The sequence below is a fragment of the Nostoc sp. KVJ20 genome (assembly GCF_001712795.1).
Lineage (GTDB): Bacteria > Cyanobacteriota > Cyanobacteriia > Cyanobacteriales > Nostocaceae > Nostoc.
Window position 1 is genome coordinate 15196 of sequence record NZ_KV757607.1, and the last position, 13984, is coordinate 29179.

The window sequence follows — 13984 nt, forward strand, 5'->3', positions numbered from 1 at the left end:
AAATTTATGAAGAACTTATACTTCTTATGAAAATAAGATGTGCAATTTCGATACTAAAAAGCTAAAAGCTTAATCTATAGGAATTTTCATTTGAATGAGGTAAATAAGTATGGGTATAGTGTCGTGCGTGTCAACTTAAGCTTTGGCGAAGGTTATTCGCCGCTATACAAACAGAGTTTATCTCCGTACCTACGTTGATAAACTTAGTATTCGATCAAGTCAAGGAAACCTGATTAAATAAGTTTGTAGTCAAGACTGAAGTCGTCGCCGGAAGCACTGAAGTGCTTACTATGTAAGAATATTTCGTTGACTTGATGAAGTAGTATTAGTCTGTCAACATCCAGTGGGGTATCGTTAGAAGCTGTAAGTTCTGCCAAGGATGGTAGACAATCTGGGGGTTGTATTTTAGGATGACAGTTCTTGCTTGGACTTGATGACTATACTTTAGAGTGAAATAATCAAGCTTTTCCAGAGCTACATTCCCCTTCTCCCAGATAAAATTTATATATGAATGCTACACAAGAACAACTAAAAGAGCAGGTTGAGCAGGCTTTAGTCGCGGCTTTTGGCGCTGACTTCGCTGGAGTAGATCCAATTTTGGTTCCTGCTAGCAACCCTAAATTTGGCGATTATCAGGCGAATGTGGCATTATCCCTGAGTAAAAAATTAGGAAAGCAACCAAGAGCAATCGCAGGTGCGATCGTTGAGAAACTAAATGTATCCGAAATCTGCGAACCACCAGAAATCGCTGGGCCAGGATTTATCAATCTAAAACTCAAAACGGCATACTTAGAAGCACAACTCAATGCGATTCAAGCAGATCCCAGACTAGGAGTTCCAGCCGCGAAAACGCCAAAGCGGGAAATTGTGGATTTTTCCAGTCCAAATATTGCCAAAGAAATGCATGTTGGACACTTGCGTTCTACAATTATTGGCGATGCGATCGCTCGGATTTTAGAATTTCAAGGACACGATGTACTGCGGTTAAATCATGTAGGTGATTGGGGTACGCAATTTGGCATGTTAATCGCCTATCTCCGGGAAGTTTACCCAGACGCGCTTACTACCGCAAATGCTTTAGATATTGGTGATTTAGTCTCTTTTTATCGCAAAGCCAAACAACGCTTTGATGCAGATGAAGCTTTTCAAGAGACAGCACGCCAAGAAGTCGTCAGATTACAAGCAGGTGCAGAAGATACACTCCATGCTTGGAAACTATTGTGTGAACAATCACGGCGGGAGTTTCAAGTAATTTATGAGTTGCTGGATATCAAGTTAACTGAACGCGGAGAATCTTTCTATAACCCTTTACTATCTGGTGTTGTAGAAGATTTAGATAAATCTGGATTACTGGTAGAAAACCAAGGCGCAAAATGCGTTTTTCTGGAAGGGTTTACAAATAGAGAAGGTGAACCTTTACCCTTAATTGTGCAGAAATCAGACGGCGGTTATAACTATGCCACTACAGATTTAGCATCTCTCCGCTACCGGATTCAGCAGGATCAAGCAAAGCGGATAATTTATGTAACCGATGCTGGACAAGGAAACCATTTCGCCCAATTTTTCCAGGTAGCACGCAAAGCCGGATGGATTCCTGATGATGTAGAATTAGTCCATATTCCCTTTGGATTGGTGTTAGGAGAAGATGGCAAGAAATTCAAAACTCGTTCTGGAGATACTGTTCGGTTGCGAGATTTGTTAGATGAAGCTGTTTCTCGTTCCCATGCAGACTTAAAAACTAGATTACAAGAAGAAGAACGCCAAGAAACTGAAGAATTTATTAATGAAGTTGCTAGGGTAGTTGGCATCAGTGCAGTTAAATATGCAGACTTAAGCCAAAACCGCACCAGTAACTACATCTTCAGCTACGACAAAATGCTGGATCTCAAAGGTAATACTGCGCCCTATATGCTGTATGTTTACGCCCGGATTCAGGGAATTAGCCGCAAGGGTGATATTAACTTTAAGGAGTTGGGAAACAATGCTGTCCTGTTGCAGCATGAAACAGAATTAGCGCTGGCAAAATATTTACTTCAACTAGATGAAGTTATTAGTAGTGTAGAGCAAGACTTGCTGCCCAACCGTTTATGTGAGTATTTGTACGAACTGAGTAAAAAATTTAATCAGTTTTACGATCGCAATCAGGGAGTTCAGGTGTTAGAAGCGGAGGAACCGCAGCGCACATCCCGTTTAGTTTTATGTGATTTGACTGCTAGAACCCTGAAATTGGGACTATCGTTGTTAGGAATTCAGGTATTAGAAAGAATGTAAAATCATCTAGATGAGATTTTTTAACGCAGATGCACTTCGCTGAGTTTGTGATTAAGATTCCCCTGATCCAGGATTCGTCAACATAATTCGTAATTAATAATACTCGCCTCTGGCAAGAAGCAATCTACGTAAGTCATAGTAGAGATTATAGCTACTGGATACAGAAGCTCCTCTAATGTGTTCTCATAACTGGTTTAGTTTTAGAGGTTGTTTGAAAAGTAGTATGTTGTGATTTTAATCGAATTATTACCCCCCTTAGTCCCACCTTATAAAGGGGGGAAACAATAAAATCCAGTTCCCTCACGCCACATGCTTCAAGTCGGCGAAGCCGCCCAACGCAGTGGCTCCCCTTTATAAGGGGAGGGCTAGGGTGGGGTAAAAAAATTTTATACATCAATCATGACTTTTCAAACATCCTCTTAGGGACTCTCAAATAAAAAAACATCCCAAATTTTCTTGTGGGATGTTTTTTTATTTGGAACTCCCTAACCTAATCTCCTTGTTACCGCAAAAAGCAAAATATCCCTAATTCCCAATTCCCTGTAAATACCACAAGTTAAAGATGGGTTTGCTTGTTGCATCCATATTTAGTCTGGGAATAATAAATACTAATCATCATTATTGGTAAGAATTCAGAATTCAGAATGGGCTAAACGCCCCGCTATCGCTAACAGGATTCAGAATATAGGACTCATATTTGATTTCTGAAAAAACTCAGTACAACTAAGAAGCCTTCTTTCCTGTTGCCTGTTGCCTGTTGCCTATTGCCTGTCTACGCAAATTCGTTCATAAATCAAAGCGGATTCCTATAGTTAAACAATTAGGAGAAAATTTGATACATAAATTTACTAATTATGATGCTGCATTCCTTTGAAATTCTGACTTCTGACTTCTGAGTGCTAATTTCTTGCAATTATTGCTTAATTTTAGAGATAAATTCTGGTATGAACCATCCTAGATTCTTAGATAACCCCGCACCAAAACAAAACACGCAGCCACAAAACTTCTCCTTGGTATTTCTGCATCAGATGATCAATGGCATATCTGACGCAATTTTTGTCAAAGACCGTCAACATCGCTGGGTGTTACTCAACGATAATTACTGTGATTTCATTGGTCATAGTCGAGAAGAATTAATTGGCAAGTCAGACTATGATTTTTTTCCGCAAGCAGCAGCCGATGTGTTCCAGCAAACAGATGAACTGGTTTTCACTACAAATATTACTAATGAAAGCCAGAATATTTTTACCGATGCTCAAGGTATAACCCATCTCATATCTACAAAAAAGTCTTGCTTTGAAGATGAGGCTGGTAATAAATTTCTGGTGGGTAGTATTCGAGATATCATTTTACAGAATGAAGCCGAGAAAGTTTTGGGTGTAAATGGCAGAGCTAATGATATTACTGGACTCATGCAAAATAGTGAGGTACTTCGGGAAACCCTAGAAGAACTCCGGATAGTTGAAGAAGAACTGCGCCAAAAAAACGAAAAATTAGCGATCGCTCGTGAAACGGCAGAATTAGAGCATCGGCGTTATCAGGATTTGTTTGATCTCGCTCCAGATGCTTACTTAGTTACCGATGTAGACGGCATCATCAAAGAGGCTAACTATGTAGCCGCAGCCTTATTATCTGTGAGACAAAACTATCTGATAGGTAAACCATTCATCCTCTTTGTCGCTGAAGCAGATCGCCAAATTTTCATTAGCCAACTGTCAAATTTGCAGCAGGTGCAGGATTGGGAAGTCCATCTCAAGTCACGAGGAGGTACAATTTTTCCCACTAGTGTCAAGATGGTTGCAATGTATGATTCACAGGGTCAGCAGGTCGGCTGGCGTTGGTTGCTTCGCGACATCAGCGAACAGCAAGCCATACTACGCTTACGCCAGCAAGCAGAATCAGACCTACACCGCATGAATGCCGTACTCCAAGCTCAACAAGAAGCTTCCATCGACGGAATTTTAATTATTGATGAAAATCGTATAGTTACATCATCAAATCAGAAATTCTCCCAGCTATGGCAAATTCCTGCCGCACTACTTCAAACAGGCGACGATCGTCAACTTCTGAAATGCGTACTAGATCAACTAGTAAAGCCAGACGAATTTCTGGCTAAAGTGGAGTATCTTTACCAGCATCCAGAAAAAAGCAGTCGTGATGAAATTTTCCTCAAGTCTGGAAAGGTTTTTGAGCGCTATTCTGCACCCGTGCATAAACACCAAAGAGCTTGTGGTCAGACATTAGCTTTAAAAGACTATTACGGTAGAATTTGGTATTATCGCGACATTACCGAATACAAGCAAGCAGAAGCAGAACTCAGGGCTTCACAGCAAAGACTGGCGTTGCTGATTGAACAAACACCTTTAGCCATTGTTGAATGGAATACCAACTTTGAGGTTCAGACCTGGAATCGGGCAGCAGAAAGAATCTTTGGATACACCGTCGAGGAAATGTTGGGTACTGGTTTTGAGATCATAGTACCTGAAAACGCCAGAAAGCAAGTAGATGAGATTATAACCGCCCTATTAACACAACGTGGAGGAAGTTTTAGTGTCAACGAGAACATCACTAAAGATGGTAGGACAATAATCGGTGAGTGGTATAACAATCCGTTAGTGGCTCCTGATGGCCAAGTAATTGGCGTTGCTTCAATGGTGTTAGACATCACAGAACGCAAACGCGCTGAAGAGGAACAGCAAAAATTTGTCGCGTTGATTGAAAACAGCAGTGACTTTATTGGCATTTCTTCAATGGAAGGGCAAGTTCTCTATGTGAACCCCGCCGGACTCAAGATGGTGGGACTTAGTAACTTGGAAGTAGCTAAAACCAAGTCAGTGGTTGATTTTCATTCACCAGAAGCTTTTGCCGAGTTTCAGCAACAAATTATTCCTTTGATGCTTGAACATGGTTTCTGGCAAGGTGAGTTTCGCCATAGACATTTTCAAACAGGTATAGAAATTCCCACAGATTGCAGCCTATTTATGGTTAAACATCCTGAGACAGGAGAGCCTTTCTGTCGGGTAGCTGTTGTTAGAGATATCACAGAACGTAAACAAGCCAAGGAAGCTCTGCTAAAGTCGGAAGCGCAACTCCGACAACAGGCTGAAGAACTTAAAGAAGCACTCCGCGAACTTCAGTATACCCAGACTCACTTAATTCAAAGTGAAAAGATGTCCAGCTTAGGTCAACTAGTCGCAGGAGTGGCACACGAAATCAACAACCCGGTCAATTTTATTTATGGCAACCTCACTCCTGCCCAGGAATACACCCAAGATTTACTTTCACTTTTGCAACTCTACCAAAGTCATTATCCTCAACCTGTGCCAGAAATTGAGGATTTTGTAGAACTAATCGAACTGGAATTTTTGAAATCAGATTTGCCACAAATAATTAACTCAATGAAAGGTGGGGCAAACCGGATTCGGGAGATTGTGCTTTCTCTGCGAACTTTCTCACGCTTGGATGAAGCCGAAATGAAAGCTGTTGATATTCATAAAGGAATCGACAGTACTCTGATGATTTTACAAAGCCGCCTCAGTTTTAATGACAAACGCCCAACAATTGAAATAATCAAAGAATACGCCAAACTACCGCTAGTTGAATGTTACGCTGGGCAGCTAAACCAAGTATTCATGAATATTTTGTCAAACGCGATCGATGCTTTGGAAGAGTCATTTGTCATTAGTCATTTGTCATTAGTAAACAATACTGAACAAAGGACAAATTACCAAGGACAAATAACTTCCCCACAAATTCGCATTTGCACCCAACTACAAGAGCCAAATCAGGTAACAATTAGGATTGCCGATAATGGATTGGGAGTAACAGAAGATGTTAAAAAACAGCTATTTGACCCCTTCTTTACCACCAAGCCTATTGGTCAAGGTACGGGGATGGGGCTTGCCATCAGCTACCAGATCATTGCAGAAAGACATGGCGGTTCTTTAGAATGTATTTCGCAGCCAAGACAAGGCGCTGAGTTTGTGATTAAGATTCCTCTGATCCAGGATTCGTCAACATAATTCGTAATTTTAACCCGTAAGTAAAAAACAAAGTATTTCTACTACCGACAGCTACCCCTTCTGAAAAGATTAATACGAATTACGTTAGCGCAGCGTTAGCGACGTAGGAGCGTCATTACGAATTACGAATTAGTAATTATCTAAATGTCTCCACTTCTTCAGGAACCTTCATTTGGTCGAGAATTCTCCAAATTTCCTGTAACATTGGGTCTAACCCGGAGCGAGTAACTGCTGAAATCACAAAAACCGGAGCGTAGGAGAGATGATTAAGTTGGGTGGCTAACGCTTCCAAATCGACGGTTTCCCGATCAACTGCATCAATTTTGTTCAGTGCCAAAATTTGCGGGCGTTCTGCTAAACCCCGGCCATAAGCTTGCAATTCTTCCTTAATTGTGTTGTAGTCTCTAACCACATCATCACTAGTGGCATCAATCAAGTGAAGTAGCACTCGCGTGCGCTCGATGTGGCGCAAGAAATCATGTCCCAACCCTGCACCGTGCGCTGCTCCCTCAATCAGTCCGGGAATGTCGGCAAAAACAGTCCCATCACCAGTAGGTTTCCGCACTACACCTAAATTTGGGATCAGGGTAGTGAAAGGATAATCTGCGATTTTGGGACGTGCTGCTGATAAAGATGAAATTAAAGTAGATTTACCAGCATTTGGTAAGCCAATAATCCCCACTTCTGCCAAAAGTTTCAACTCCAGACGCAGCTGCTTTATTTCTCCTGGTAATCCTGGGAGAGCGTATTCTGGGGCGCGGTTACGGTTACTTAAGAAATGCTGATTTCCCAGTCCGCCTTTACCACCTTGGGCAATCAGCAAAGTCTGCTTAGGCTCAGTTAAATCCCCCAGTAATTCGCCAGTTTCAGCATCATAAATGGTTGTACCGCAGGGAACTTCGATGATCAAATCCTTTCCTCCGGCTCCAGTACAGTTACTTGGCCCACCACGAGTCCCCTTTTCTGCCTGAAAGCGATGGTTGTATCTGAAGTCCAGCAAGGTTTGTAGGTTTTCATCGGCAACGAAAATTACCGAACCGCCTCGTCCCCCATTACCACCAGAGGGGCCACCAGTCGGCACGTATTTTTCCCGGCGGAAGGCGACAATACCATCGCCGCCCTTACCAGCTTCAACTTCAATTTTTGCTTGGTCGATAAATTGCATACTTAAATAATAGTGAGAAGTGAGGAGTTAGAAGTTAGGAGTTAAAAATTATAACTCTTCACTACTCACTCCTCACTCCTAACTCTAACTAAATATATGGTGAAACATCTTCACCACATTTATCTGCCAGATAAGAGAGGGCGCGGAAACGTAAGCCTACCAGTTGGTCATACAAGGGATTAATTTTACACATCGGCGGGATGTGGACAATCTTGCGTCCAAATAAGGTGACATCCCGCTCGAAGGGACACTGGGAGGGAATCATTTTACATAAAAATCGGGCTACTCTTGGGTCTTGGATATCTAGCCCATCTAGCCAGTCACGCAGGGGGTGTAGTGCATCAATTTGAGGCTTTGTAAGTCCAGGGCTGGTGATAGTGGCGGTAACTAGCTCTGGATGTTCTAGGGTTTGGCGAAGGGCTTCTAGTAGATTTTCTGGCTGTTCTAAGGCTTGGCAGAACTGTTGCAGAACTTGATCTTCGCTGGGAGAATAAGTACCATCTGCGATCGCTACCATCACTGCTGTCCTTAAGAAATTTTCCGCTGCTGGTGTACCTTTACCCAAGACTGCGGCCAATTCTTCTGGCGTAATTATCTCTAGTGAGTCCCATTTAATCTTAGGAGCTAATTCATCTTTGGTGATGTTGGCAATTATTTTCTGTTCTTGGTCATCAAAATTACCATCAGCCCAAGCAATAGTAAGCAGTCCACGCAACCAAGCGGCAATCTGTTCGCTGCTGTAGGGGGATTGAACGGTACTTGTCATAAACTCACGTCTCAAGCTTTCCTCAGTCACTACTAAGCTACCCTACACAGTGACTATGAAGATAGTGAGAAAAGCAAAAATCAAGAAAGTGCGTAAGAATTCAGCACTCAGGAGTCAGAATTCAGAAGTCAGAATTTAAAAGGAATGCAGCATGACTAGTACCGCAAGGCGGAATTAAAAATTAAAAATTAAAAATGAAGACAGCGTAAGGGTTTTGTTGATTGGGAATGGGTGGTTTATTTACGCCGTGCTGTACTAGTGCATTTATGTATCAACTTTTTTCCTAATTATTTAACTATTCTGAATCCTGTTAGCGATAGTGGAACGTTTAGCCCATTCTGAGCGGAGGCGGAGCGTCTCCGGCTCCGCTCCTGAATTCTTACAAAAGTGCGTAGGCATCGCCACCTCAAGAAATCAACCAGAGAAGTTTTCAAATCGCAACAGTCGGTCTTGGGGTAAAATCCATTTGAGAGTAATCTTGAGAATTTTTTCTACTTAAACTGAAAAGGAGATTTAATCTGTGCTGTGGAGGTATTCATGAATAAAACCAAAGTTAATCTCGGCATCATTCAAGAAACACTACTAATTACCCTCTGGGCTAGAGCTTGTGAGCTTCAGGCAGCAGATCCAATTATAGTAGATCCTAAATCATCTGAGATTCTTGCAGCGCTCGACTACGAATTTGATAAATTCACTACTGCTAAATCTTCTCAGATAGGCTCTTGTTTACGAGGAACTATCCTCGACAACTGGGTACGCAACTACCTTAATCAACATCCCCAAGGTTCTGTTATCGAGATTGGTGCAGGACTGAACACACGTTTTGAGCGAGTAGATAACGGCAAGGTTTGCTGGTTTGACATAGATTTACCGGATGTCATGGTTCTGCGACGACAGTTTTTTGAAGAAACGGAACGCCGTAAATTAATCGCTGCTTCTGCCTTAGATACCAATTGGATTGAGCATGTCAAGTGCACTACTAAACAACCTGTTATGTTTGTCGCCGAAGGTGTGTTGCAGTATTTCAATGAACAGGAAGTGAAACTATTGTTTGCGAATCTTTTCCAGTATTTTCCTGGTTCATGGTTTGCTTTTGATTCCTTATCACCGCTAATTGTGAAGAATCAGAAATACCATGACTCACTCAAATACACTTCGGCAAAATTTGATTGGTGTATCTCAAATATTCATAAGATTAAAGACTGGAATTCATGTTACGAAGTAATGGAAGTCTGTAATTATGCCAATCTGCCAACTAAATATCGCCGACGGTTTTCTCTAATAAATCGTTTCCTGATGTTATTTCCTCCTCTGTGTGATTCGTCTCGTTTGGCATTAGTTAAATTAGGTTAAATCTAAAAAATTAAGGTATATATAATGTTTCTATTTGGCATTGAGCATGAAGTCGCTTTCTTGAATGAAGAAGGAAATTTTGCTGATTTTTCGCACACCAAATTTGCTGATTTAAATCAAATTATTGAAAAGCTACCCACATACCCTAGCGACTATCCTCAACTGCGGGTTGGGGATGCGGGTATTAAGATGAAAAGATGGTACATTGAGGGATTTGAAAGGTTTGCAGATTCCGATGAAGTGATAGATTGTCATGTTAAAGGTATTGAAATTAGAACAACTATACATTCTAATATTCAAGGCGCGATTACTGAATTATCAGAAAGTTTTCACTTGCTACGTGAGGTTGCCGCTAGCTTTGGGTTATCACCAGTTTTGGTCAGTTTTAATCCCTACAATCCGGTTTTTGAGCCTCAACCCCCATTAAACGATTATGAAATTAAACAGCTAGAGGCTTATCCTGACGAACAAACTGCTAATATTCACATGGTTTCATACGGGCCAGATTTAAATATCTCAGTGGCAGATTTATCTACTGAAGATGTAATTGATATTGGCAAAAAGTTAACCTATTACAGTCCCTATATTGTCCCTTTTAGTTATAGTTCCCCTTTTTATAAAGGAGGTTTATGGGATGGGCTATCGGTACGAACGTTTATCAGAACTGGAAAAAGACCAGCAGCCCTGGTTTTTATTCAGGAGCAGGAACAACTGATTAATAGCATACCTTCCTTGACAAAAATTGCCCGCATTCCGGCTGAAGTGGGACGTATTGAGTTTAAAGCTTGTGATAGTTGTGATGATTTTTCTATCTATGCGGCTTTGCTGACATTATTGAAAGGTTTGGTGTTAGATAAAACCTTGCTGGGTAAAGCAACTGTACCCAATGCAATGTTACACCAACTTTCTGCAAAAGAAGGGTTTGACAATGAGGATATTTTTAGTAATGCGACAAAAGTCTTACAAGCAGCCGAAGTTGCCTTAGAAGATGACCCAGATATTCATTATTTAACGCCGTTAAAAGTGCTGCTGGCGAAGCGAAAAACAAGATCCCATGAATTAATAGAAATGTTCCATCGCCTAAGTTCAATAGAAGAGGTAATAAGGCAGACTTATCAAGTTTAAAGGTAAGATTCATTTCCTCTCTCCTTTAAAAAGCTACTGTGTATACACAAGTCGAGTTGAGAATCAAATGGACAGAAAAGAACGGAAAATGATTTTTAAAATCCTTGGTTTTCCGTTATATCTTTATCAATAAATTGACACTATTGATAATCAACTTGCTCAACTCAAAACCTTGCCTACTAATGCTTGTATATTACCAAACAAGGATTTTAGAACTTGTATATATACCGTAGCTTAAAAAGCGGGGTCATAAGAGATATTTATATAACTTTATCCTTTACAAATATCCTCTAAGGTGCATATCAATTAAATTCCTTTGATTGGATAAAGTTGAGCTAAATGAACATAAAATAGTAGAGGGATTAGCCTGCGAAAACTATTGCGAAAACTATATTAAGTCGATATGTCTAGAGACTGATATTATTGTAACTACAGATATAGGAAACTTCATTCTAGAGATTGATGCAGACGTTAGCGTTTTCAAAGTAAAAGTATAAACAGGGAACCTGGAAAGAAGAACGTCAATATGAAGTGTAATCATTTTGCTAAAGAATTAAGGTGGTATTTGCCTATTATCCCTAGCTAATTCTTATATGCAGAAATACTAAAGACAATTTCTTCCTTCGTCAGGTTCGTTTTTCAATAACTTTCCTATTGCAGTGTAACTTGCTAGTTTTATTATTGCTCAAGTTTGCAAAATAAAGTTACTTGCTTCCACTCTTTCAGTGAAAGTTTTGCGTTGTTAAAGCTGTTATTGAGGACTTCAAATGAAAATTGTTGCTTCTGTTTTATCTGTGTTACGTCCAGTACGTGTTCTAGTTGTCGCTTTTACTTGCGCCATACTATTGTTCTCTAATGCTTTTCCTGCTTTTGCAATGGATAGCTACCAAAGTAACCCTACCGAAGGTACTACACAACTGCTTGACATTCAGCGCAAAACTGATGAAGCCGCTAAAGAACCACCACAAGGATTGAAAAAGGTTCAAAAGGAGTCCAATCAAGGACTCAATGAGGTTCAGGGAGCTGCTGATATTGACAAGCAAAAACGTCCTGAAAATTCACAGGGTGCAACCTCAGTGGAAGAGAATGTAAAGAATTTGTTGGAAAAAGTTACAGGTAAGTAACAGAGTTAATACCTTGATAATTTTTCAATAGTAATGAATGGGTGATTGCTTAAAAAGCAGTGACCCATTACTACTTAGTAATGTTAATATCCCAACTTCAATTCAATATAAAAATGACAAACAAAAATCCTGATTTATTTGAGAAATTGGGGTTTTTAGGTTTTTAATATTACAAACCAAATAGGACTGCGATAGCTAATTATTAAATTGGCTGAATAATACTACCTATTAAGGCATAGGTATTACTATATAATGTGATAATTAATCTAAACTCATAATGTTTCCTTTGGTTGATGTGGATTAGGTGGAAAATTTGAGAAATTAATAAAGAAGTTTGCTTAGGGATGGAAAACAATGCGTGCGATAAACATTGGTTTGACCGAAGAACAGCGTCAAGGTGTAATTAATCTGTTGAATCAAGATTTGGCAGATGCCTATCTACTGTTGGTGAAAACCAAAAAGTACCACTGGGATGTTGTCGGCCCTCAGTTCCGCTCTTTGCATCAGCTTTGGGAAGAACACTACCAAAAGCTAACTCTAAATATTGATGCCTTGGCAGAACGGGTTCGTACTTTGGGCGGTTATCCGGTTGGCACATTAGAGGGATTTCTCAAGCTTGCTACCCTCAAGGAACATGGTGGTAATGTTCCCACAGCAACGAAAATGGTAGCTAATCTAGTACATGATCACGAGCAGGTTATTCGCAACTTAAGAGACCATGTAGATCAGTCTGGTGAAGAGTTTCACGATCAGGGAACTGCTGACTTTTTAACTGGACTACTAGAACAGCATGAAGAGATAGCTTGGATGCTACGTTCATTTATTGAAGGGGAAGCAATAGATCCAGATGGTAAACAGCCAGCAACAAAAGGTAAGACTGCTGTGGGTGTGTAGTCATAACGTTTTTTAAGACCCAGTTCTATTTATCTCCCCAAAATCCGAGAGGCTTTGATTATTGCTCAATACGCTTGGGTTAAGGCTAAAAACTAAAACTGGCGTAGGCATAGGTTGGGTTGAGGAACGAAACCCAACATTATCAAGGCTTTGTTGGGTTTCGCTGTTGCTCAACCCAACCTACTATTCTTCTTAACCCAAGCGTATTGGATGATTGCTCTCCTGCCCTGCTTTTGGCACGCTGCACGAACGTAGGGAAGTTGTTGGGATTACGTTTGAGAGAAAGTTGCACACAGGGTTCATTCTGCGTGCATTTACCTATTCACCATATTTATTGCAAAAACAACATAATACATACAAGGAGTATTTAAATGGCAGAAGTTTATAAAGCAGAACGTACCATTTCTGCTGTATTCAAAGAACAGAAGCAAATTGATGATGTGATTCGACGTTTATTAGACAGGGGTGTGCCTAGAGATCATATTTCGGTCATGGGCAGAAATTTCCAGTCGGAAACGAGAATTGCTGGGTTTATTAGTAAAAAAGATGTGATTCTAGGAGGTTTGAGAACAGGGGCAGTTTTTGGTTCCTTGTTTGGTTCCTTTCTCAGCTTGCTCACGGGTGTAGGCGTATTGTTTATTCCTTTTGTCGGCCCAATTGTGGCAGCAGGGCCCATAGGTGCAGTGCTGCTGGGGGCTGCTAGTGGAGCGATCGCAGGTAGTGCAGGTGCCGGTCTAGTATCGGTTCTAACTACTTTAGGAATGCCAGAAGATAAAGCGACTATCTACCAAACCCGCTTACAAGCTGGCGAATTCTTATTGATGGCAGAAGTTCCGAGCGATCGCACTGGCGAATTTCAATTGCTGCTCGAAAGTGCTGGTGCTGAAGAAATTAACACAATTGAAAAAACCTTTGCTCGTCCTTGTCCTGGACAGTGCAATAGTCCAGAAGATTTGTCTCCAGAGGTTCGCGCTCATCTTTCTAATGAAGCTCAGAGTACATTCATTGAGTGTTATAACACCGTTTTAAATGAGAAAAATGACGAGTTCACTGCTGAACAAGCCGCCTGGGAGTCTGTTCATCAGCAATATGATGAAGATCAAAATGGCGTTTGGTCAAAAGCTAAGGTTAAAGCTTAAGAATTTCCAAGACATAAATTATCCAATCTTATTTGGTGGGTATCTTGTCGCCCTTTAGAGGTTGTTTTCCAAGTGTTTGGCTGTGATTTTAGGTGCTTTTAGATTCCGTTAAAAAGCTACAGTGT

General features: G+C 40.7%; 9 protein-coding genes. 7 read left to right on the forward strand and 2 right to left on the reverse strand.

Translation table 11 applies throughout. The annotated features are described in order from the left end of the window. The first annotated feature begins 507 nt into the window (after positions 1–507). Together argS and A4S05_RS13405 are read left to right on the forward strand one after the other, a co-directional pair. Positions 508–2271, forward strand: a complete 1764-nt coding sequence (argS, locus tag A4S05_RS13400) for an arginine--tRNA ligase (RefSeq protein WP_069070328.1) — start codon at positions 508–510, stop codon at positions 2269–2271. A gap of 944 nt (positions 2272–3215) precedes the next feature. After that, the gene (locus A4S05_RS13405) at positions 3216–6293 is read left to right on the forward strand and encodes a PAS domain-containing sensor histidine kinase (protein WP_069070329.1); all 3078 of its coding nucleotides are present in this window, start codon (positions 3216–3218) and stop codon (positions 6291–6293) included. Between the two features lie 136 nt (positions 6294–6429). On the opposite strand, the gene obgE is transcribed toward A4S05_RS13405, so the two are convergent. Both obgE and A4S05_RS13415 read right to left on the reverse strand, forming a co-directional pair. Beyond that, complete coding sequence (gene obgE, locus A4S05_RS13410; protein WP_069070330.1) at positions 6430–7458, reverse strand: GTPase ObgE; 1029 nt, start codon at positions 7456–7458, stop codon at positions 6430–6432. An 88-nt stretch (positions 7459–7546) separates the two neighbouring features. After that, a complete protein-coding gene (locus tag A4S05_RS13415) occupies positions 7547–8224 on the reverse strand; it encodes a Mo-dependent nitrogenase C-terminal domain-containing protein (protein ID WP_069070331.1) in 678 nt (225 codons plus the stop codon). Positions 8225–8761: 537 nt separating this feature from the next. On the opposite strand from A4S05_RS13415, the gene A4S05_RS13420 reads away from it, so the two are divergent. The 5 genes from A4S05_RS13420 (at position 8762) to A4S05_RS13440 (ending at position 13859) form a co-directional block, all read left to right on the forward strand. Beyond that, entirely contained in the window at positions 8762–9577 is an 816-nt protein-coding gene (locus tag A4S05_RS13420) for a class I SAM-dependent methyltransferase (protein WP_069070332.1), read from the forward strand. Between the two features lie 24 nt (positions 9578–9601). Then, positions 9602–10702 (forward strand): glutamate-cysteine ligase family protein, encoded by a 1101-nt coding sequence (locus tag A4S05_RS13425; protein ID WP_176727002.1) that lies wholly within the window; start codon positions 9602–9604, stop codon positions 10700–10702. Between the two features lie 767 nt (positions 10703–11469). Next, complete coding sequence (locus A4S05_RS13430) at positions 11470–11826, forward strand: hypothetical protein (RefSeq protein WP_069070334.1); 357 nt, start codon at positions 11470–11472, stop codon at positions 11824–11826. Positions 11827–12180: 354 nt separating this feature from the next. After that, a complete protein-coding gene (locus tag A4S05_RS13435; protein WP_069070335.1) occupies positions 12181–12720 on the forward strand; it encodes a Dps family protein in 540 nt (179 codons plus the stop codon). A 371-nt stretch (positions 12721–13091) separates the two neighbouring features. Then, complete coding sequence (locus A4S05_RS13440) at positions 13092–13859, forward strand: ChaB family protein (RefSeq protein WP_069070336.1); 768 nt, start codon at positions 13092–13094, stop codon at positions 13857–13859. The last annotated feature ends 125 nt before the right edge of the window (positions 13860–13984 follow it).